This window comes from Janibacter sp. HTCC2649, from assembly GCF_000152705.1.
In the GTDB taxonomy this organism is placed as follows: domain Bacteria; phylum Actinomycetota; class Actinomycetes; order Actinomycetales; family Dermatophilaceae; genus Knoellia.
In genome coordinates this window covers 414,904-435,739 of sequence record NZ_CH672413.1, presented here as the reverse complement: position 1 = coordinate 435,739, position 20,836 = coordinate 414,904, and the positions used below count along the sequence as shown (strand labels likewise).

Genomic DNA, 20,836 nt, shown 5'->3' with positions numbered 1-20,836 from the left:
GACCAAAGGCCCTCCACGGTGGTCCTCGTCTGGTGAACGTTGGTGGCATGACGACTCTCGCACCTGCCCCCGCCGCAGCACTGACTGACCTCGAGGGGGTCGATTCCTGGTGGCGAGCCGCGAACTACCTCTCCGTCGGCCAGATCTATCTGCGCGACAACCCCCTGCTCCGAGAACCCCTCGCGGCCGAGCACATCAAGCCGCGCCTTCTGGGCCACTGGGGCACCTCACCCGGGTTGAACCTCCTGTGGGCCCACCTCAACCGCGCCATCCGTCGTCATGCCGCGCCGACGGTCTTCATCGCCGGGCCGGGGCACGGAGGGCCGGCCGTCGTCGCGAATGCCTACCTCGACGGCACCTACTCGGACCTCTTCCCCAGCATCACCGGTGACACGGCGGGACTCACCCGGCTGTTTCGCCAGTTCTCCTCGCCCGGCGGCATCCCCAGCCACGCGTCTCCGCACACCCCGGGCTCGCTCCATGAGGGCGGCGAGCTGGGCTACTCCTTGGCCCACGCCTACGGCGTGGCCTTCGACAACCCCGACCTCACCGTCGCGTGCGTCATCGGTGACGGCGAGGCCGAGACCGGAGCCCTGTCCGCGAGCTGGCAGTCGACGGCCTTCATCAACCCGGCCCGTGACGGTGCGGTCCTGCCGATCCTCCACCTCAACGGCTACAAGATCGCCAACCCCACGGTCCTCGCGCGCCAGCCCGAGAGCGTGCTCAGGTCGCTCCTGATCGGCCATGGCCACGACCCGCTCTTCGTCGAGGGCGATGACCCCGTGGCAGTGCACGAGGCGCTAGCGGATGCCCTCGACACGGCATACCTTCGCCTCGCCGAGCTCCGCGGAACGGGCGCCGGCCATCCCCTCCAATGGCCGATGATCGTTCTTCGCACCCCGAAGGGCTGGACCGGACCGGCCACGGTTGACGGCCACACAGTCGAAGGTTCGTTCCGCTCGCACCAGGTGCCCATCGCCGCCCCCCGGACGAACCCAGAGCATCTCCGACTCCTCGAGGACTGGCTGCGGTCCTACCGTCCGGAGGAACTCTTCGACGAGGTGGGAGCCGTCCGCGCCGAGATCCGTGCGCTGGCGCCTGCCCCCGAACTGCGGATGAGCGCGTCCGTCCACGCAAACGGCGGAGTCGTCCTGCGTGACCTCGTGCTGCCGGCGCACCGCGACTACCAGGTGCCCGTCGGCGAGCCGGCTCGCGAACTGCGCTCTGCGACAGGGGCGCTCGGCCCGTGGCTGCGCGATGTGGTGCGCGACAACCCTCACAACTTCCGTGTCATGGGCCCTGACGAAACCGCGTCCAATCGGCTGCAGGCCATCTTCGAGCAATCAGGGCGCGCGTGGGCCCTCCCGATCCGCGCCGGAGACGACCACCTCGACGTCGACGGGCGCGTGATGGAGGTGTTGTCGGAACACCTCTGCCAGGGCTGGCTCGAGGGCTACCTGCTCAGCGGCCGACACGGACTCTTCAACTGCTACGAGGCCTTCATCCCCATCGTCGACTCCATGCTCAACCAGCACGCGAAGTGGTTGAAGGTCTCCGCCGAAGTGCCGTGGCGTCGGCCCATCGCCTCACTGAACTACCTCCTGACCTCGCACGTCTGGCGGCAGGACCACAACGGGTTCTCTCACCAGGACCCCGGCTTCCTCGACCACGTCGTGAACAAGAAGGCACAGACCGTCCGCGTCTACCTGCCGCCGGACGCCAACACCCTGCTCAGCGTCGCCGAGCACTGCCTCCGGTCGCGCTCCCTCATCAACGTCATCGTGGCCGGCAAACAGCCCGCGCTGACCTTCCTTGATCCGGTGCAGGCCGATGCCCACTGCGCCCGTGGGCTCGGCCTGTGGGAGTGGGCGAGCACGGATGGAGGAGCGAATCCGGATGTCGTCCTGGCCTGCGCCGGCGACGTCCCGACGCTCGAGATCCTTGCGGCCGCCGACATCCTTCGGCACCGACTGCCCGACCTGCGCGTGCGCGTGGTCAACGTCGTCGACCTCATGCGTCTGGAACCGGACAGCGAGCACCCGCACGGCTTGTCCGACCGTGACTTCGACGCTCTCTTTCCGCCGGACTGCCCCGTGATCTTCGCCTTCCACGGATATCCCGGCCTCATCCACCGCCTCACCTACCGACGCCACGCGCACCCCCAGATCCATGTCCGCGGCTACAAGGAGGAGGGCACGACGACGACCCCCTTTGACATGGTGATGCTCAACGACCTCGACCGCTTCCATCTCGTCATGGACGTCATCGACCGGGTGCCCCAGCTGAGCGAGGTGTCAGCGGGTCTGCGCCAGGAGATGGCCGACGCGCGATTGGCCGCCCGCGACTACACGAGGGTCCACGGTGAGGACCACCCGGCCATCGCGAACTGGTCGTGGCCTGCCACCAGCACCTCCGTGCAGGAATGACCGTCCTCACGGTCAACGTCGGCAGCAGCTCGGTGAAGCTGCGTTGGCTCGAGGGCGAGGGTGTGGTGTCGTCGGTGGACCTCTCGGCAGGGGGCTCCGTTGCCGAGGGCGACCTGTCATTCGCAGTGACGTCCGCCGTGTCGGCATCTCCACCACCGGAGGTCGTGGTCCATCGAATCGTGCATGGCGGCAACCGTTTTCGCGAGGGAGTGCTCATCGATGACGACGTCCTGCTGGCTCTCCGTGAGCTCTCGGACCTCGCACCCGACCACCAGCGGCGAGCTCTCTCGGTCATCGACACCTTGGGCTCTGGGATGCCCGATGTCCCCCACGTGGCCGTATTCGACACCGCTTTTCACAGCACTCTTGGGCCTGCCGCCACGACCCTGGCCATTCCGGCCGAGTGGCGTGAGGCCTGGGGGGTTCGTCGGTTCGGCTTCCACGGCCTGTCCCACGCCTACTCCTCCCGGCGAGCCCTTGAGCTCCTCGGGCAACGGCACGGTCGCGTCGTCGTGGCACACCTCGGGTCCGGATGCTCCCTCGCCGCCACCGTGGACGGGCAGAGCGTCGAGACCACCATGGGTTTCACGCCGCTGGACGGTCTCGTCATGGGCACCAGGTCCGGGTCGGTCGATCCCGGACTGATCCCCTGGCTCCAGGTCCACCACGGCGTGTCGAGCGCACGAGCCCTCGAAGCCCTCGAACACGAGTCAGGGTTGCTCGCGCTGGCCGGCACCTCGGACATGCGCGAGGTCATGGCGCGGTGCCGCCGGGGCCCCGAGCCTGATCGGGCCCAGCTGGCCGTCGAGGTCTTCGTCCACCGCCTCGTCCTCAGCATCGGCGCCATGGCGGCGGCAGCGGGCGGGATGGATGCGCTGGTGTTCACGGGCGGTATCGGCGAGAACTCCGCCCAGATCCGAGGCGCCACTGCCGCCCGCCTGGGTCACCTCGGAGTGCACATCGACGAGGAGCGCAACGCCAACCTCGACACGTACGACCGCGACATCGCCGAGGCATCGGCGCCCTGCCGGGTCCACGTCGTCCGCGCTCGCGAGGAAGTGCAGATGGTTCGAGCGTCGGCGGGCGTGTTGGAACGCGCGAGTGCAGGGCTGCGAGCGAGCGCAATGGACCCCTGATGGACGAGGCCACCCTGGAGGTTCCACCCACACGGTGGGCGACCGTGCGCCGTCAGAGTGAAGCGGTCCTGGCCGTCGCGCTCGCGGCCTGCCTGCTCGCCTTCGGCCTTCCGCGAGTCGCTGGGGCGAGCTGGCATCAGATCGGCACTGTCCTCTCGACTGTGACCACTCCCGGGACCGTCCTTCTCGCGGCTGTCTGGCTGGCCGGGCTCTGGCTGCACACCATCGCCCTGTCAGCCGCCCTTCCCGGACTGAACCACCGCCGGGCGTTCTTCCTCAACATCACGGGCAGCGCGGTGTCGAACGTGCTCCCCCTCGGCGGCGCGGTTGGCTCGGCGGTCAACCTCCTGTCCGCCAGGAGGTGGGGCTTCAGCACGGCCGAGTTCCTTCGCTGGGCACTGGTGACGAACATCTGGGACGTGTTGTCCCGGCTCGCTGTCCCAGGAATCGCCCTGGTCTGGCTCGTGCTCGACGGCTCGCCCTCCCGGGCCATGAGGGACGCGGGGCTGGGTGCGTCCGGCCTCCTGGCGGGCCTCATGGTCTTCACGATCGCCGCTCTCCGCACCGAGTCATGGGCACGGCGAGCCGGGCAGCTCGCCGATCGGGTGACGCACCGAGTTGACCGGTTGCGGCCGCGCGGCTCGAGCTACGCCTCCACGGCAGTGTCCGCGCAACGTTCCGTGGCCGAGCTCATCGCCGGCGCCTGCACTCGGCTCACCATCGGCAAGGCGGCGTATGCCGCGCTCCAAGCCGTTCTGCTGTGGTTGTGCCTGCGCCTGTTGGGCTCCCAGCCTCCCCTCGTGATCGTCTTCGCGACCTTCGCCGCAGAGCGAGTGCTCTCCCTCGCTGTCATTTCGCCCGCAGCCACGGGGATCGTCGAGCTCGGCATGACCGGGTTCCTGGTTGCCTCGGGCGTCGACCAGGCAACCGCCGCGGGTGGAGTTCTGCTCTATCGGATCTTCGTCGTCGGCATGGAGGTCCCCGTCGGAGGACTGCTGCTGGCCTGGTGGTTCGGTCGACGGCTCGGGCTCAGGACCCGACGGCTCCCTCGGGGGCCCGCCCATGCCGTTGCTGGTACCAACCGACGTAGGCCGCGACAGCCGTCGGCAAGGTCATGAACACGTGTGCGTCACCGATTCGCTCGAGGAACCCACCTCGTTCCAGGTCGGCTCGCAGCTCGTGCTTCACCCGGGCCAGAGCCAGCACGATCCCCCGGCGCTGCAGCTCTTCGTCGAGCCTCACGAGGGCATCGAGTCCCGTGATGTCGATGGTCACGTTCGCCTCGGCATTGAGGAGGAACCACTGCACCGGTGTGTGCGAACGGTCGACCGCGACCAGCGCCCGCCGGAGGAAGTCCTGGGCGTTCGCGAAGAACAGGGGCGAGTCGTAGCGGTACACGACGAGCCCAGCCACGGGCTCCGCCATTGGGTAGTCGTCCATGTCATGCATGCCCGCAAGTCCTGGCACGAAGCCGAGGATGCCGTCATGGGGTCGTGCCACCCTGTGCAGAAGATCGAGGACGGACAGACCGACGGCGACGAGGATCCCCGTGAGCGGACCGAGGGCCATGACTCCCCCGGCCGTGACGACGCTCAGAAGCAGCTCGGTCCGCCTGAACCGGGCCATCCGCCGAAGGTCAGCGACGTCGACGAGGCGGGTCGCGGCATACACGACCACGGCGCCCAGTGCCGCAACCGGCACGGCCGAGATGACCCTCGAACCCAGCGTGACGGCGAGCAGCACGGCCACGACGGTGACGAGCGAATGCACCTGGCTGCGGCTCCCGGCGGCAACGCCGAGGGCAGTGCGACTGCCCGAGCTGCTCACCGGAAACCCCTGTGCCACACCGGCGGCCACGTTCGCCACTCCGAGCGCGAGGAGCTCCTGGTTGTTGTCGATGTGGTCCCCACGGCGACTCGCGAACGCTCGCGCCGTCAGCATCGTGTCCGTGAACCCCACGAGGGCCACACCCACGGCGGCGGGCACCAGAAGGGCGAGATCCGTCGGATGGAGGTGCGGCGCCCGGACGTCCGGGAGGCCCGAGTCGACCGGCCCGATGACGAGCACGCCGCGGCTCCTGAGACCCAGGACGATGACCGCCGCTGAGGCGAGGAGCAGCGCGAGCAGCGGTCCTGGAAGGCGTGGCAGCTTCCAAGCGAGCAGCAACAGCAGGGCGAGAACGATCAACCCGAGGATGACGGTGGGTGCGTGCAGCTCACCGAGATGTCGGGCCACCTGCGTGACCTCAGCCGCCGCCGAGCCATCCTTCACGGTCAGCCCCGTGAGGTGGCCCAGCTGGCTCACGACCATGAGGGCCGCGATCCCGCACATGTATCCCACGAGGACCGGTCGCGACAGAAGTTCGGCAACGAAACCCAACCGAGCCACCCCGGCCACGATGCAGAGGACACCGACGACGATGGCGAGGCTGGCGGCATACACGGCGTACCTTGCGGGGTCGCCTGCCGCCAGACCGCCCAGCGCCACCGCCGTCATGAGCGCCGTCGTGGACTCCGGACCGATGGACAACTGCGGGGACGAACCCAGGACGGCGTAGACGAGAAGCGCCGCAACGGCCGCCCACAATCCCGCGGTGGCGGGCAGACCGGCGATCTCGGCATACGCCATGACCTGGGGGACAAGGTATGCCGCGACCGTCAGTCCCGCGACGACGTCACCTCGCAGCCACGCCCGGTCGTACCGACGCAGGTGGAGCAGGTTGCCGGTCGTCCAGGGGCGGTTCACTGCACCGATGGATGTCGGGTGGCGATGTCACGGGCGGCCGGTGGCACGACCATGACATCGCGGGTGCCGACGTCAAGGACACCGCGGGCCACGGACCCCGGCACCAGTCCGGCCAGGCGCCCCTGACCACGTGTGCCCACAACGAGCAGGTCCTCGGGTCCGCACTCGTCGGTGAGCGCCGTCACTGGGTCGCCAACCGTCACCACCACTCGACACGACACGGACGCAGCCGTATCTGCCTGGTGCACCGCCATCCAGGTCTCGTCCCAGATGTGCGGACGAGCCAGGCCGCCGCCCGCGGGGTCCGGACGGACCACGCGCACGATCACCAGACAGCAGCCGCGAGCCGCTGCCTCGACCGCGGCGATGCTGATCAGCTCTTCCTCTCCACCACGCCCGTCCACCCCCACGACGACGTGGGGCGCGTGCGGAACGGTGGACGGCACGGGAGACCGCACCCCCGGGATCAGGATCGGTACCCGGAGGTGTCGCACCAACTCGTCACTGGGCGAACTGAGGGACAGCGCTCGTTGGCCACCGCGTCCCCGTCCACCGAGGACGAGCATCATGGCTCGTTGGGCGAGCGCCTCCACTGCGGGGCCGTCGACCGCATCCACCACGATGTCCACGCCCAGGTCCGGGGCCGCCGCCAGTGCACGTTCCCGCGCAAGGTGGGCAGTCACCTGAGCCCGGGACCGTCCTCGGTCCTCGGCCGCCGAGTACCCGGACAGGGGCTCGTCGCTGCCCGGCGGGTCATCGCGCGGCACGACGAGCACCGTCAGGCGGCAGCCATGACCAAGGGCTTCGCGGGCCGCCAGGTCCACCGCCCGAAAACTGTCCCAGGAGCCGTCACACCCGACGACCACCGTGTATTGGCCCGTGTTGGCGACCATGACTGGCCCCCTCTCGCTCTCCCTGGTTGTCTCCATGCCACCGAGCATCACCCTCACTCGGGGATCAGGGATGGGTCCTTGGTCCCCACATGAGGAGGAGTTGACCTCGCCCGGTCCCGGACGGTGGCGCACAGCGCGGGCCCAAAGTCCCTGTCCGCTCCGTCATCCGCGCGCGACGATCGCGACATGAATGTGTCACTCCTCGTCCCTTTCGCCCATGGAGAACGTGGGATGACCGATCTTCTCGGCGGCAAGGGGGCCAACCTCGCCGAGATGACCCGGCTCGGGTTGCCCGTCCCCCCGGGCTTCACCCTCACGACCGAGGCCTGTCGCCGCTACCTGAAGGACGGGCATCGTCCGCCCGGACTGGACGACCAGGTCCGCAAGGCGCTCACCGACCTCGAGCGTTCGACCGGTCGAGCCTTCGGGGAGGGTGACCGACCCCTGCTCGTCTCCGTTCGCTCGGGTGCCAAGTTCTCGATGCCCGGGATGATGGAGACCGTGCTCGACGTCGGGTTGACCGATGCGCTGGTGGAGCGAATGGTGCTGCGGCAGGACCCGAGGTTCGTGTGGGACTGCTACCGGCGACTCGTCGAGATGTACGGCCGCACCGTACTGGGTGTGCCATCAACGTCCATCGACGCCGTGCGCGCCGGGGTGCTCGCCGAGCAGGGTGTCTCCGCGACCGCCGAGCTGGACGTCGCTGGCCTGCGCTCGCTGGTGGCTGCCCACCGCCGGGCTCTCGTCGCAACAACGGGGCTGGACCTGCCCCAGGACCCGTGGGAACAACTGACCAGCTCCATCGACGCCGTGTTCAGTTCGTGGAACAGCATCAGGGCGCAGGTGTATAGGCGGCACGAAGGTATTTCCGGCGACCTCGGGACGGCCGTCACCGTCATGCAGATGGTCTATGGCAACAGCGGGCCCCACTCCGGCTCGGGCGTGTGCTTCAGTCGCAACCCCGCCACCGGAGATCCCGAACCCTATGGCGACTATCTGCCAGAGGCTCAGGGTGAGGACGTCGTGAGCGGCAGCCAGGCCACCCTGTCCCTCGCCCACATGGCAGGACGTGAACCCGGCGCCCATCACGAGTTGCTCTCCCACATCTCCACCCTCGAGAAGCACTACCGAGACCTGTGCGACGTGGAGTTCACCGTCCAGGACGGCACCCTTTACGTCCTCCAGACCCGAGTGGGCAAACGCAGCCCTGCTGCCGCGTTCGTCATCGCCGCCGACATGGCCGAGGAGGGTTTGGTGTCCGAGGACGAGGCCCTCGTCCGGGTCGGTGGTCGACAGCTCGAGCTTCTCCTTCACGACACGTTCGAGGTCCCGGGCGGAGCCAGGCCACTCATGACCGGACTCCCGGCCAGCCCAGGCGCCGGAGTCGGGAGCATCGTGTTCGACCCGCACACCGCAGTCGCCCGGCGCGCTGCCGGCGACGATGTCGTCCTCGTGCGCACCGAGACCAGCGCAGAGGATCTCGACGGCATCCTCGCCTCGGTGGCCGTCGTCACCGCAAGGGGCGGCCTCGCGTCGCACGCCGCCGTCGTGGCCAGGGGCTTTGGGCGCACCTGCGTCACCGGAGTCGCCGGGCTCGTCGTCGACGAGCTCGCAGGGCAAGCCGTCACTGCAGCGGGCGACGTTCTGCGAACGGGCGACGTCGTCTCCGTCGACGGCACGACAGGAACGGTGTATGCCGGTTCCCTCGCCGTCCGTCCGGGGCCGGTCGCAGGCGGCCTCATGACGGTCGAGGATGCCTCGGACCCGGAGGGTCCGGGGAACGGCGCCGACCAACGCGTCCTGGCTGCCGTGCGCAGGATCCTGCAGCACGCCGACCAGCGCGCCACGGTGAAGGTGCGCACCAACGCGGAGACGGCCGACGAGGCAGCCGCTGCCCGGGCTGCGGGCGCCACGGGAATCGGCCTGTGCCGCACCGAACACATGCTCCTCGGCTCCCGCCGCGCCCTGGTCGAGAACGTGATCCTCGGGATCGGCGCGCAGGATGCGTTGGCGCGGATGGAGCAGCTCGCGGTTCAGGAGTTCACGGGCCTGCTGCGTGTCATGGACGGACTGCCGGTCGTGGTGCGGCTGCTCGATCCGCCGCTGCACGAGTTCCTTCCGGATCCGGAAGGCCTGGCGGTGGCCGTAGCCCTCCTCGAGGGTGCGGGCAAGCCGGTGTCCGACGTCCTGCGCACTCGTCTGGACGCCACTCGTCGGTGGCGAGAGTCCAATCCGATGCTCGGGCTGCGCGGGGTGCGTCTGCTCACCGTGCACCCCGAGCTCGTCGACGTCCATGTTCGTGCACTCGTCACCGCAGCCCACCAGCTGGACGCCGCCGGAGGCAACCCACGCCCCGAGATCATGGTCCCGCTGGTCAGCGACGTCGCCGAGCTGGTGTCCGCCCGCAGCCGCATCGTCGAGGTGGCCGTGGCAACGGTGTTGGCGCTCGGATCCGACCTCCCAACGCCTCCGGTGGGCGTGATGATCGAGTTGCCACGCGCAGCCCTGTGCGCTGATGACCTGGCGACCGTCGCGGAGTTCTTCTCGTTCGGCACGAACGACCTCACCCAGACGACCTGGGGCATGTCTCGAGACGACGCCGAAACCGGCTTCCTCTCGACCTACCTGAGCGACGGCATACTCCCGAAGGACCCGTTCACGACCCTGGATCCTCGCGGCGTGGGCGAGCTCATCCGGATCGCGGTGGAACGCGGACGCAGGACCCGCCCGGACCTGGAACTGGGCGCCTGCGGTGAGCAGGCTGGCGACCCGGATTCGATCGCCTTCTTCGTGGACTGCGGCCTCGACTACGTGTCCTGCTCACCGCCTCGGGTGCCCGTGGCGCGTCTCGAGGTTGGGCGGGCCGCGGTGCTGGCCGAAGGCACCAGTCTCAGCGACACGCGTTGACCTGACCTGACCTGGCTGGACTCGGGCCCTGACGTCAGGACCTTGGCCCCTGTGCTGCAGCACCGTTCCGGTCGACGATGGACGACATGTCACCGCGCCGGACCGGCTCCGTGCCCACGGGCCGCTTCGGAACCCTGACGGACCTGCTGGGCCGACCCGTGCGCACCCACGACGGGGCGGAGGTGGGTCGACTCGAGGACGTCTCCATCCACCTCGGCATGCCACACCCCGACCTGGAACGGCTCCTCGTGCGCCCCGACCGCCACACGTCCTTGATGGTGCCGTGGAGCGCCGTCCACAACGTCACGGACGACGCGATCGTCCTCACGAACGCTCCCCCGTGTGGTGCACCCGAACCCGGCCCTCCCGACCTCGCTCCGGCAGAGATCCTGTTGCGTCGCGATGTCCTGGACACGCAGGTCGTCGACCTTCAGGGGCAACGGCTCTCGCGGGTGGCCGAGGTCGTCCTGGTGGAACGCGACGACGGCAGCCCCGAGGTCGCCGCCGTCCGGCTCGGCCTGATGGCGATCCTGCCCCGTCTCGGACTGGGCAGCTTCGTTCGTCACCACTCGCACCCGGCAGTCGACTGGCAGGACCTGCACCTCACCTCCCCTCGGGCACACACGGTCCAGCTCGCGACGGAGACGGCTGGTTACCGCCAGCTCGACGCCGGTGACCTGGCCGAGTTGCTGGCCCGCCTGAGCACCGGCAATGCGGCTGGGCTCCTCCGAGCGATCGACCCGGAACGGGCCGCGACGGCAGTGCACCGAAGCCACCCCCTCACAGCAGCACGGTTGTTGAAGGCGCTCGGGCCCGAGGAGGCGACACCCATGCTCGCAACCCTGCCGCCCCGGGTCCGCGCCGACGCGACTGTCCACCTGGCTCAGCCGCCAGCCCTGCACCACCGTCGCTTCCGCCGAACATCCGGATGGCGCCGCCTCCCGCCCCTCGCATCGTCACCACCCGCGGCTCCTGGCACCGGACCCACGGACCGTAGCGACGGTGACACATGACCGCTCCGACCACGTCGCCGCGACGAACGCCCCGGGTCACCCGACGGTTTCGCCTCGGGCTCCTCCTGGCGGTCGTGGGACCGGGGCTACTGGCCGGACTCTCGGACGACGACCCCGCCGGCATCACCACCTACAGCGTCCTCGGCGCGGAGTACGGCTACCAGCTGCTCTGGGTCCTGCTCGCGTCCACGGTGGCCCTGATCATCTTCCACACTCTCGGTGCCCGCATGGGGGTCGTGACCGGGCAGGGCCTCATCGGACTTGTCCGTGACCGCTACGGCGTACGCCTCGGTTCGCTCGCCCTGGTGCTCCTGCTCGTCGCGAACGTCGGCACTGCCGCGGCCGAGTTCGCCGGTGTGGCAGCGGGTTTCGAGCTGTTCGGGGTGTCCAGGTATGTCTCGGTCCCCGTCGCGGCGATGGTGCTGACGGTCCTCGTTCTCAAGGGGACGTTCAGCAGCGTGGAGCACGTGCTGATGGCGCTGTCCGCCGTCTTCGTCACCTACATCGCTGCCGGGTTCGTCGTCGGACCGGACTGGGGCGCCGCGGCCAGGGGTCTGGTCGTTCCCAGCCTCCCCATCGATCGTGGTGCGGTGCTGGTGGTCACGGCCACGGTCGGCACCACGCTTGCCCCATGGGGGCTCAGCTTCATCCAGTCCTACGCGGTGGACAAGAGACTCACCCCCGCAGACCTGCGCTACGAGCGCTTCGACGTCCTCATCGGTTCCCTTCTCACGGGAGTCATCGGTTTCTTCGTCGTGGTGACCAGCGCTGCGACTCTGCACGCCCGCGGAGTCACGATCGAGACGGCCGCGGATGCGGCGTCGGCACTGGAGCCTTTGGCCGGTCAGTTCGCGAGCCATCTCTTCGGTGCCGGGCTCGTGGGCGCCGCGCTCCTGGCGGCCGCAGTCCTGCCCCTGTCAACGGCATACTCCGTCTGCGAGTTCACCGGACACGAAGGTGCGGTGGACGACGGCTTCCGACGAGCGCCGATGTTCTACGGCAGCTTCGTGGCCGTCGTGGCTGTCGCCGCCGGAACCGTGCTCGTGCCGGGGCTGCCCCTCATCCCGGTCCTCGTCCTGAGCCAGGTTCTCAACACCGTGCTGCTGCTGCCCCTTCTGGTCTTCATGTATCGCCTGGGACGTGACCCGACGGTCATGGGCGAGTTCACGACGAACCGACGTCAGGCCGGGGGGCACCTCGTCACGATCGCCCTGACCGCAGTCTGCGTCATGGCCCTGCTCTGGCTGACCGTGACGTGATCTGGCGAGGACGTGCGCTTCGGGGAGAAGCAGAGCCGCAGCTTCGTGCTCAGTCGGGTTGGGTCGTCTTCTGCTCCAGGGCCAGTTTCAGGATTTCGGCCAGATGGCTGGCTTCGGCTCCGGTGCCCTGGGCGACCTGGGTGCGACAGGAGAACCCGTCGGCCAGCACGATCGTGGCCTCGTCTCTTGTTCGTACCTTGGGGAAGAGCTCGCGCTCCCCCAGTGCCTGTGAGACGTCCCAGTGTCCGGGCTCGAACCCGAAGTTGCCGGCGAGTCCACAACAACCGGAACCGATGACGTCGGTGTCCATTCCGAGCCTCTGCAGCACCGCCTTGTCAGGGCCATAGGAGCCTTTCGCCTCTTGGTGGCAGTGCACCTGGGAGATGGCCTTGATGTTGATTTCGCCGAACGGCCACGGTCCTTCATGCGCAGCAACGACGTCCGCCAGCGTCACGACTTGCTGTGCCAGCTTTGCGGCGCGGGGGTCATCGGGCAGGAGTTCGGTGATTTCGTCGGCGAGCATGACGGTGCAGGACGGCTCGAGGCCGATGATCGGCATGTCTTCGTCCAGAGCACGCCCCAGTGAATCCAGGGTCTGGGTGATGATCCGCTTGGCCATGCCAAGCTGCCCGGTGGAGTGCCAGGTCAGGCCACAGCACACCTGCCCGGCCGGGAGGATCACGCGGTATCCCATGGCCTCCAGGACCTCGACGGCGGCTTGGCCGACGCCGGGCGAGTTGAAGTTGTTGAACGTGTCCGGCCACAGCATGACGGTGGGTCGGTCCAGGTCGACCGGTTGCGTCATGGAGGCTTGCCGCTTCGTGAACCACTTCCGCAGGGTCTGGGGTGCGAAGTGGATCATGCGGCGCTTGGGTTCGATGCCGCCGAGGCGCTTCACCAGCTCCTCGACCGGGCGGAACGCGAGGGTCCAGTTGGCAAAGCGGGCGCCCCCGGGAAGAGCCTCCAGCAGGCGGGACGTCAGTGGCAGCCATCCCATGGCGTAGTGGGCCATCGGGCGGAGGCGCCCCTTGTAGTGGTGGTGGAGGAACTCGGCCTTGTAGGTGGCCATGTCCACGTTGACCGGGCATTCGCTGGCGCACGCCTTGCAGGACAGGCACAGGTCCAGCGCCTCGAGGGTTTCCTTTGATCGCCAGCCGTCGGTGACCGATTCTCCGCGCAGCATCTCTGCCAGCGCTCGCGCCCGGCCACGGGTCGAGTGCACCTCGTCCCGCGTCACTTGGTAGGAGGGGCACATGGAGCCGACATCGGACCGGCACAGCCCCACGCCGACGCAGCGGTTCATGGCGCCTGCGAAGGAACCTGCGTCATGACTCAAAGCGTGCACGGGTGTCAGTTCGAAGGTGAGGCCTCCTGGGCCGGGGCGGATGCCCTGATCCAGCGGTTCCGGGTCGACAAGAACGCCCGGGTTGAAGACGTTCTCCTTGTCGAAGATGTTCTTGAACTGGGCAAAGGCCGTCAGGGTTTCTGCTGAGTAGATCAACGGCAGCAGTTCCGAGCGTGCGCGCCCATCGCCGTGCTCGCCGGAGACGGACCCGCCGTAGCGGGCCACCAGAGTGGCTGCCTCCTCGATGAACCGCCGGTAGCGAAGGACCCCTTCCTCTGACCCGAGACTGAAGTCGATGCGAATGTGCACGCATCCTTCACCGAAGTGGCCGAACGGGATGCCGCGCAGCCCGTGAGAGTCCAAGATCTTGTAGAGGTCACGAAGGTAGTCCGCCAGGTGCTCCGGCGGCACCGCGGAATCCTCCCAGCCCGGCCAGGCCTCGCTGCCGTCGGGCAACCGGGTGACGATGCCGGCGCCGGCCTCCCGGATCCGCCACAGAGCGCGTGCCTGAGTGGGGTCAGTCACGACGTGCGAGTCGACGATCCGCCCGTCCCGGGCCAGGTCGTCGACGATGGCCCGGACTGTGTCTCCAGCGTCGTCAGGGGTTTCCCCGCCGACCTCCACATAGAGCCAGCCTCCGCCCTCGGGCAGTTCGGATCCCGCCGAGCCCTGGCCTGGTCGTGAACGCAGAGCGGCCAGGAGGTCAGCTCCCATGCCCTCGACTGTGTACACGCCTGGCTTGCGCAGAAGCGGGGCGGCAGCTGCGGCCGCGAAGACGTCGGAGAATCCCAGGACAGCCAACGCGGTGGCCCGCGGCCGCTCGACCAGCCGGACCGTCAACTCCGTGATGACCCCGCAGGTCCCCTCGGTCCCGGCCATGGCCCGGGCCACGTTGAAACCGTTCTCGGGAAGCAGATGGTGAAGCCCATACCCGGAGACCTGCCGAGCGAACTTCCCCAGCTCTGTCCGAAGGATGCCCAGATGCTCGTCCCGGAGCCGCTTGAGCTGGTCCTCGATGACCGGATCGCTGCAGTGGTTGGCGCCGATCTCGATCTCGCGCCCGTCAGCAAGCATGAGCTTGAGCGAGACGATGTTGTCCGCCGCCGTGCCCCAGGCCACGGAGTGGGAACCGCAGGCGTTGTTGGCGAACATCCCGCCGACGGTGCAGCGCGAGTGAGTTGACGGGTCGGGCCCGTAGGTCAGTCCGAACGGTTCGGCGGCGTCGCGGAGCGTGTCGCAGACGACACCGGGACGGATCCGGGCTGTGCGGGCCTCCACGTCAATGGACAGGATCTCGTTGAAGTACCGGCTCATGTCGATGATCAGTCCGTGCCCGATGGCGTTTCCTGCCACCGAGGTGCCGCCCCCGCGGCAGGTCACGGACCAGCCACGTTCTGTGGCGATGCGCAGGGCATCGCGGATCTCCTCCACAGAGCGGGGTTCAACCACGGCCGCGGGCACGCGCCGGTAGATCGAGGCGTCCGAAACGTAGGCCACCCGTGTCGTGAGGTCCTCACGGAGGGCAACGAGGGTCATGACTTCTCCCGGGTCACATTGCTCACGCGGCCGACCAGGACCTCAGGCCGGCCATGTGCGCAGCCAGACGGTGTGGTCCAGCTGGCTCAAGCCGTCGAGGGTCTGCTCCGACGGCAGGACGTCCGTGTCCGTCACGACATAGCCGAGCTCCCCGCGGGTGGAGAGCGACTGACCGGTCACGTTGACGCCCGCCTCAGCGAACGTCTGGTTGATGGACGCCAGGACTCCGGGGACGTTGTGGTGGAGGTATCCGAGTCGGAAGGGCGCATCGACCGAGGGCGCCGCAACCTCGGGCAGGTTCACCGACAGCGAGGTGGCGCCGCCATCGACGAAGCCGAGCAGCTTGGTGGCCACGAAGGTCCCGATCTCCTCCTGCGCCTCCTGTGTCGACCCTCCGACGTGAGGAGTGAGGATGACGTTGTCTAGGCCCTTCAGAGGGGAGTCAAACGGGTCGCCCTGAGCCTTGGGCTCCGTGGGGAACACGTCGATGGCCGCACCCGAGATGTCGCCGGACAGGATGCGGTCCCGCAGCGCATGGTCATCGACGACCATGCCCCTGGAGGCGTTGATGAAGACGGCACCGGGCTTCATGAGGGCGAACTGGTCCGCACCGAACAGGCCCGCGTTGCCGAGCCGGCCGTCGACGTGAAGGCTGACGATGTCGGCCTCTCCGAGCAACTCCTCGAGTGACTCGACCTTGCGAGCGTTGCCATGGGCCAGACGGTCTGCCGTGTCGTAGAAGATGACGTGAAGTCCCACTGCTTCGGCGACATTGGACAACTGGGTTCCGATGTTGCCGTAACCGACGATTCCCAGGGTCCGGCCCCGGATCTCGTGACTACCCCGGGCAGACTTATCCCAGATTCCGGCGTGCATCTTCTCGGTCTTCTCGGGCAGCCGGCGCGTCAGGGCGAGCATCTCGCAGAGGACCAGCTCCACGACGCTGCGGGTGTTGGAGAAGGGCGCGTTGAAGACCGCCACCCCGCGGGCCGAGGCGGCGGGCAGGTCCACCTGGTTGGTGCCGATGCAGAAGCAGCCGACGGCCAGCAGGTCATCAGCTGCCGCGAGCACCTTGCTCGTGACCTTCGTGTTGGACCGCACGCCGAGCAGGGACACGCCCTCCAGGGCCTCGATGAGCTCGGTCTCCGTCAGCGAACCCGGTCGCTCCTCGACCTCATGGCCAGCGCGCCGCAAGGCGTCGACAGCACGTGGGTGGATGTTCTCGAGGAGCAGTACTTTCATGTCGGCAGTATGCCGTTTCATCGATTCGTCCCGGACCGCGGTCTCGTCACGCGGAAGGTGCACACACGGCATACCGAATGGATTTTGAGGCGGCGAGGTCCCGGGCCGGAATGAGAAAGAACCGCAGCTCAGGTGGCGAGACCTGTGCTGCGGTTCTTTGGTGGGCGATACTGGGATCGAACCAGTGACCTCTTCCGTGTCAGGGAAGCGCGCTACCGCTGCGCCAATCGCCCGCGATGGGTACTACTTGAGGTGGAGACGGGATTTGAACCCGTGTAAACGGCTTTGCAGGCCGCTGCCTCGCCTCTCGGCCACTCCACCATTTAAGGGGTGGCTAACCCTCCGAGCGGATGACCGGGTTCGAACCGGCGACCTCAACCTTGGCAAGGTTGCGCTCTACCAACTGAGCTACATCCGCGAGCGCTTCGAAGTTTCCTTCGTTGCGTGCGGAGAGAAACTTAACTGATCCTCCGCATGAACTCCAAACCAGCACCCCTCAGCGGCCGGATCCGACCCGAATCCGTGGGATCACGAGCGTTTCGTCGTCGTTGATCGGCGTCAGCGGTCGCCGGGCGGCTTCGCGTATGCCGCGCAGGTCGAGGTCATCGTCGACGTCACCGTCCGCGTCGTCCAACGTCTCCTCGTCGGTACCGTCGCCGGGCGCGACCTTGCCGTGGCCGGCGGCCTCTGCAACGGACCGGTCGGCGGCGCGCTGGGGCAGCAGGAAGGCCGCGAGACGCTCGCGCAGTCCTCGCTGCTCCCCCGACGGCCACAGGTTGCGGATGCCCGCGTTGAGGGCGGCACCGATGAGCACCGCGATGGCGAGCATGTAGAGCCAGATGAGCAGCACGATCGGCGCGCTGAGTGGCCCGTAGATCGACGTGCCGCCGAGCGAGGCGGCGATCGAGCCCCGCACCGCGAACGACGCGACGACCCAGATGAGCAGGGTGAGCACTGCGCCGGGGATGTCTCGAGTCCACGGACTGCGCAGGGGCGTGGACACGTGGTAGAGGCTCGTGAAGGCTGCGATGACGACCAGCGAGACGACGGGCCAGTAGAGGAAGGTCAGGAAGTCCCACGTGTCCGGCAGGACCTCACCGAGCAGGGTCGGGCCGATGAGCACGAGCGGGATGGTGATGATCCCGACGACGAGCGCGACGATGTAGAGCGAGAAGCTGAGCACGCGTGTCGGTACGATCCCTCGCACGCCGGACTGGCCGTACATGATCGAGACGGTGTCCACGAGGACGTTGAGGGCTCGCGAACCCGACCACAGGGACAGCACGAAGCCCACGGAGATGAGATCGAAACGACCGGCTGTGAAGACGTCGTCGACGGTCGGTGCCAAGGTCGAGGAGATGACGTCGTCCGTGAGGAAGCGTGCGGCATACTCGGTGATCGCCTCACGCACGGTCGCCACCGTGTCCTGACCGAGCCAACGACCGATGTAGCCGACCCCGCCGAAGAGTCCGAGCACGAGCGGCGGGAGTGAGAGCAGCGCGAAGAAGCCGGCCTCGGAGGCCAACCCGGTCACCCGGTAGCGCAGGCAGATGCGGATCGTCTCGACCGTGAGCCGCGCCAGCGACTCCAGGGCAGGGAACCGCGCCAGCCACCGCCGCAGGCGTCGCTTCGCATCGGTCATTCGGGTCACGCTATCTGCCGGGGTCCGGGCCAGCCGTCCATGACACGACGCCCGTGCGACACGAGCCGGTCACAACTGTCGGTTGGGTCAGGGTCCCGGGTTAGCGTTTCGCCCGTGCACACCCACGACGTCGTGAACCAGGTGCCCGCTTTCGTCGGCCACAACCTCTTCTCCTCCGATGAGGTCGCGGTGGAGGCGATGCACCGGTGGGGACGAGCCGAGGACGTTGCCGAGCTCACGGCCCTCGGCTCGCTCGCTGGCGCCGCGCAGACCCAGGCCTGGGCCGATGACGCCCACCGGAACACTCCTCGCCTGGTCACTCATGACCGCGTCGGCCACCGCATCGACGAGGTCGCCTACGACCGCAGCTATCACGACCTCATGCGCACCGCCGTGGGCCACGGGCTCACTGCGGAGGCCTGGACGCGCCCCGCTGACACCGGCGCACACCTGCGGCGCGCCGCCGGTTTCGTGACGTGGTCCCGCGCCGAGGCGGGTCACCTCTGTCCCATTTCGATGACGTATGCCGCGGCGCCCGCCTTGCGTGTCTCCCCCGCCTTGGCAGACCGCTGGCTCCCCCTGCTGGCGTCGCGCGACTATGACCCCGAGCTGAAGCCGTTCTCGGACAGGCGATCGGCCATCGCGGGCATGGGGATGACCGAGAAGCAGGGCGGCTCCGACGTGCGCGCCAACGTCACCCAGGCGGTCGCGACGCCGGGTGGCCCGATCGACGGCGGCGACACCTATCGCCTCACCGGCCACAAGTGGTTCTTCTCGGCTCCGATGAGTGACGTGTTCCTCGTGCTGGCGACGACGGAGTCCGGGGTCACGTGCTTCCTCGTGCCGCGCGTCCTCGACGACGGCACCCGCAACGCCCTGCGGCTGCAGCGGCTCAAGGACAAGCTCGGCAACCGCTCCAACGCCTCGTCCGAGGTCGAGTTCGAGGGGGCCTGGGCGGTCCGTGTGGGAGGCGACGGACGCGGCATACGCACGATCATCGAGATGGTCTCGTCGACCCGTCTGGACTGCATCCTCGGCTCGTCGGCCACGATGCGACAGGCGACGGTCCGGGCCGTGCACCACGCACGGCACCGCTCGGCGTTCGGCGCGCGGTTGATCGAGCAGCCGCTCATGCGCAACGTCCTCGCCGATCTCGCGATCGAGGCCGAGGCAGCCGAGCTCCTGGGCTTCCGGCTGGCCCACGCGGTCGATGCCGGCGAGAGCGAGCTCGCCCGTCTGGGCGTGGCGCTGGGCAAGTTCTGGGTCTGCAAGCGCACACCTCACCTGGTCGGCGAGGCCCTCGAATGCCTGGGTGGCGCGGGCTACGTCGAGGAGAACGGCCTGGCCCGTCTCTATCGCGAGGCGCCGCTCAACTCGATCTGGGAGGGCTCCGGCAACGTCGGCGCCCTCGACGTCCTGCGGGCGATGACCCGCGAGCCGGCCAGCGTGGCTGCGCTCGACAAAGAGCTCTCGCTCGCACGCGGACACGACCGTCGCCTCGACCTCGCGATCGATGCTGTCCCGGCGCTCGTGGCCGCCGCCGGCAGCGACTCAGGCGCCTGGCAGGCGCGGGGCATCGTCGAGCATCTCGCGGTGACGTTCCAGGCAGCGCTGCTCGTCCAGCACTCCCCCCACGCGGTCGCCGACACCTTCATCGCGAGCCGCCTGGCCGAGGGCGGGCCGGCGGCGACGTTCGGCACCCTTGGCGTCGTCGGCGCGGCCGAGGTCACCCAGATCCTTGACCGCGCCTGGTCGTGAGTGTGGCTGCGGCTCAGGGGGATTCGGCCAGCCGCTTCTGCTCGGCCTCGACGTCGAAGGTGGCCTTGGGCCACTGCGGGTCGAGTGCCTTGAGGTGCTCGAGGACGAGGTTGGTCACGGCAAGCCGGGCGTACCACTTGCGGTCGGCCGGCACGACGAACCACGGTGCTGCCGGAGTGGAGCACTTCTCGATCGCCACCTGGTAGGCCTCCTGGTAGGCCGCCCAGTGCGCCCGCTCGTCGAGGTCACCGGGGTTGAACTTCCAGTGCTTGTCGGGACGATCCAGGCGCTCGGTGAGGCGGGCCTTCTGCTCCTCGCTCGAGATGTGGAGCATCACCTTGATGACGGTGGTGCCGGACTCCACGACCTTCTTCTCGAAGGCGTTGATCTGGGCGTAGCGGCGCGACCACTGCGACGGCGGCACGAGGTCGTGGACCCGCACGATGAGGACGTCCTCGTACTGCGAGCGGTCGAAGACACCGATCTGGCCGGGCGTGGGCAGGGCGTTGCGGATGCGCCACAGGAAGGGGTGCTTGAGCTCCTCTGCCGAGGGCGCCTTGAACGAGGTGATGTGGACGCCCTGCGGGTCGAGGGCTCCGACGACGTGGCGCAGGATGCCGCCCTTGCCGGAGGTGTCCATGCCCTGGACGACCAGCAGGATCGACCGCTTGCCGCCGCCCTTGGACTCGGCGAAGAGCCGCTCCTGCAGCTCCGCGAGCTGGTCGCCCAGCCCTGCCAGGGCTTCCTCCCCGGCCGCCTTGTCGCCGTCGAAGCCGGGCGTCGCCCGAGGGTCGAGGTCGACGAGCTCGAAGCCGTGACCGGCACGCAGGGCCTCCGTGAACGACGAGGGCGTGTCGCCCTTGCCCTTCGTGGCCTTGACGTCCTTGGTGTTCTTCTTGTCCTTCGCGCTCTTCTTCGCCATTCCCGCATCCTG

13 protein-coding genes and 3 tRNA genes are annotated in these 20,836 nt (G+C 68.5%); 7 read left to right on the top strand and 9 right to left on the bottom strand.

Going from position 1 to position 20,836, the window contains the following annotated elements; translation table 11 throughout:
* Positions 1-47: 47 nt before the first annotated feature.
* Genes JNB_RS02080 through JNB_RS02070 form a run of 3 tightly spaced genes read left to right on the top strand, consistent with a single transcriptional unit; the run spans position 48 to position 4,680 of the window.
* A complete protein-coding gene (locus JNB_RS02080; protein ID WP_040883500.1) occupies positions 48-2,426 on the top strand; it encodes a phosphoketolase in 2,379 nt (792 codons plus the stop codon).
* Positions 2,423-3,562 carry an acetate/propionate family kinase gene (locus tag JNB_RS02075; protein WP_009774736.1) on the top strand — a complete coding sequence of 380 codons (1,140 nt, stop codon included), beginning with the start codon at positions 2,423-2,425 and terminating at the stop codon, positions 3,560-3,562. The genes JNB_RS02080 and JNB_RS02075 overlap by 4 nt, the downstream gene beginning before the upstream one ends.
* Complete coding sequence (locus JNB_RS02070) at positions 3,562-4,680, top strand: YbhN family protein (RefSeq protein WP_009774735.1); 1,119 nt, start codon at positions 3,562-3,564, stop codon at positions 4,678-4,680. The genes JNB_RS02075 and JNB_RS02070 overlap by 1 nt, the downstream gene beginning before the upstream one ends.
* Here the strand turns inward: JNB_RS02070 and JNB_RS02065 are convergent.
* Both JNB_RS02065 and JNB_RS02060 read right to left on the bottom strand, forming a co-directional pair.
* Positions 4,592-6,307: a SulP family inorganic anion transporter gene (locus JNB_RS02065; protein ID WP_009774734.1), complete on the bottom strand. Its 1,716-nt coding sequence runs from the start codon at positions 6,305-6,307 to the stop codon at positions 4,592-4,594. The genes JNB_RS02070 and JNB_RS02065 overlap by 89 nt on opposite strands.
* On the bottom strand, positions 6,304-7,200 hold the full coding sequence (locus JNB_RS02060; RefSeq protein WP_009774733.1) for a universal stress protein: 897 nt from the start codon (positions 7,198-7,200) through the stop codon (positions 6,304-6,306). Before JNB_RS02060 ends, JNB_RS02065 begins: the two co-directional genes overlap by 4 nt.
* Before the next feature lie 186 nt (positions 7,201-7,386).
* Here JNB_RS02060 and ppdK point away from each other — a divergent pair, with 186 nt between their 5' ends.
* The 3 genes from ppdK to JNB_RS02045 all read left to right on the top strand — a co-directional run bounded on the left by ppdK (position 7,387) and on the right by JNB_RS02045 (position 12,379).
* Positions 7,387-10,107, top strand: coding sequence for a pyruvate, phosphate dikinase (gene ppdK, locus JNB_RS02055; RefSeq protein ID WP_040883499.1), 2,721 nt, complete (start codon positions 7,387-7,389; stop codon positions 10,105-10,107).
* Positions 10,108-10,193: 86 nt separating this feature from the next.
* Positions 10,194-11,120, top strand: a complete 927-nt coding sequence (locus JNB_RS20220; RefSeq protein WP_158306113.1) for a PRC-barrel domain-containing protein — start codon at positions 10,194-10,196, stop codon at positions 11,118-11,120.
* The gene (locus JNB_RS02045) at positions 11,117-12,379 is read left to right on the top strand and encodes an NRAMP family divalent metal transporter (RefSeq protein ID WP_009774730.1); all 1,263 of its coding nucleotides are present in this window, start codon (positions 11,117-11,119) and stop codon (positions 12,377-12,379) included. Before JNB_RS20220 ends, JNB_RS02045 begins: the two co-directional genes overlap by 4 nt.
* Before the next feature lie 49 nt (positions 12,380-12,428).
* Here JNB_RS02045 and JNB_RS02040 read toward each other — a convergent pair whose 3' ends face one another.
* The 6 genes from JNB_RS02040 to JNB_RS02015 all read right to left on the bottom strand — a co-directional run bounded on the left by JNB_RS02040 (position 12,429) and on the right by JNB_RS02015 (position 18,144).
* Positions 12,429-15,260, bottom strand: coding sequence for an FAD-binding and (Fe-S)-binding domain-containing protein (locus tag JNB_RS02040; RefSeq protein ID WP_009774729.1), 2,832 nt, complete (start codon positions 15,258-15,260; stop codon positions 12,429-12,431).
* A gap of 42 nt (positions 15,261-15,302) precedes the next feature.
* Positions 15,303-16,523 carry a phosphoglycerate dehydrogenase gene (gene serA, locus JNB_RS02035; protein ID WP_083784553.1) on the bottom strand — a complete coding sequence of 407 codons (1,221 nt, stop codon included), beginning with the start codon at positions 16,521-16,523 and terminating at the stop codon, positions 15,303-15,305.
* Positions 16,524-16,660: 137 nt separating this feature from the next.
* Positions 16,661-16,735, bottom strand: a tRNA-Val gene (locus JNB_RS02030).
* A 17-nt stretch (positions 16,736-16,752) separates the two neighbouring features.
* Positions 16,753-16,823: transfer RNA gene (locus JNB_RS02025), tRNA-Cys, on the bottom strand.
* A 24-nt stretch (positions 16,824-16,847) separates the two neighbouring features.
* Positions 16,848-16,920: transfer RNA gene (locus JNB_RS02020), tRNA-Gly, on the bottom strand.
* 78 nt (positions 16,921-16,998) lie between these two features.
* Positions 16,999-18,144: a YihY/virulence factor BrkB family protein gene (locus JNB_RS02015; protein WP_009774727.1), complete on the bottom strand. Its 1,146-nt coding sequence runs from the start codon at positions 18,142-18,144 to the stop codon at positions 16,999-17,001.
* A gap of 114 nt (positions 18,145-18,258) precedes the next feature.
* Here JNB_RS02015 and JNB_RS02010 point away from each other — a divergent pair, with 114 nt between their 5' ends.
* The gene (locus JNB_RS02010; RefSeq protein ID WP_009774726.1) at positions 18,259-19,902 is read left to right on the top strand and encodes an acyl-CoA dehydrogenase family protein; all 1,644 of its coding nucleotides are present in this window, start codon (positions 18,259-18,261) and stop codon (positions 19,900-19,902) included.
* A 13-nt stretch (positions 19,903-19,915) separates the two neighbouring features.
* On the opposite strand, the gene JNB_RS02005 is transcribed toward JNB_RS02010, so the two are convergent.
* Positions 19,916-20,824 carry a polyphosphate kinase 2 family protein gene (locus tag JNB_RS02005; RefSeq protein WP_009774725.1) on the bottom strand — a complete coding sequence of 303 codons (909 nt, stop codon included), beginning with the start codon at positions 20,822-20,824 and terminating at the stop codon, positions 19,916-19,918.
* Positions 20,825-20,836: the final 12 nt, after the last annotated feature.

What these genes read in the sequence shown, in the direction of transcription:
- JNB_RS02080 (WP_040883500.1), top strand. Translation starts at nt 48, where the DNA reads ATGACGACTCTCGCACCTGCCCCCGCCGCAGCACTGACTGACCTCGAG.
- JNB_RS02075 (WP_009774736.1), top strand. Translation starts at nt 2,423, where the DNA reads ATGACCGTCCTCACGGTCAACGTCGGCAGCAGCTCGGTGAAGCTGCGT.
- JNB_RS02070 (WP_009774735.1), top strand. Translation starts at nt 3,562, where the DNA reads ATGGACGAGGCCACCCTGGAGGTTCCACCCACACGGTGGGCGACCGTG.
- JNB_RS02060 (WP_009774733.1), bottom strand. Translation starts at nt 7,200, where the DNA reads ATGGTCGCCAACACGGGCCAATACACGGTGGTCGTCGGGTGTGACGGC.
- ppdK (WP_040883499.1), top strand. Translation starts at nt 7,387, where the DNA reads ATGAATGTGTCACTCCTCGTCCCTTTCGCCCATGGAGAACGTGGGATG.
- JNB_RS20220 (WP_158306113.1), top strand. Translation starts at nt 10,194, where the DNA reads ATGTCACCGCGCCGGACCGGCTCCGTGCCCACGGGCCGCTTCGGAACC.
- JNB_RS02045 (WP_009774730.1), top strand. Translation starts at nt 11,117, where the DNA reads ATGACCGCTCCGACCACGTCGCCGCGACGAACGCCCCGGGTCACCCGA.
- JNB_RS02040 (WP_009774729.1), bottom strand. Translation starts at nt 15,260, where the DNA reads ATGACCCTCGTTGCCCTCCGTGAGGACCTCACGACACGGGTGGCCTAC.
- serA (WP_083784553.1), bottom strand. Translation starts at nt 16,523, where the DNA reads ATGAAACGGCATACTGCCGACATGAAAGTACTGCTCCTCGAGAACATC.
- JNB_RS02015 (WP_009774727.1), bottom strand. Translation starts at nt 18,144, where the DNA reads ATGACCGATGCGAAGCGACGCCTGCGGCGGTGGCTGGCGCGGTTCCCT.
- JNB_RS02005 (WP_009774725.1), bottom strand. Translation starts at nt 20,824, where the DNA reads ATGGCGAAGAAGAGCGCGAAGGACAAGAAGAACACCAAGGACGTCAAG.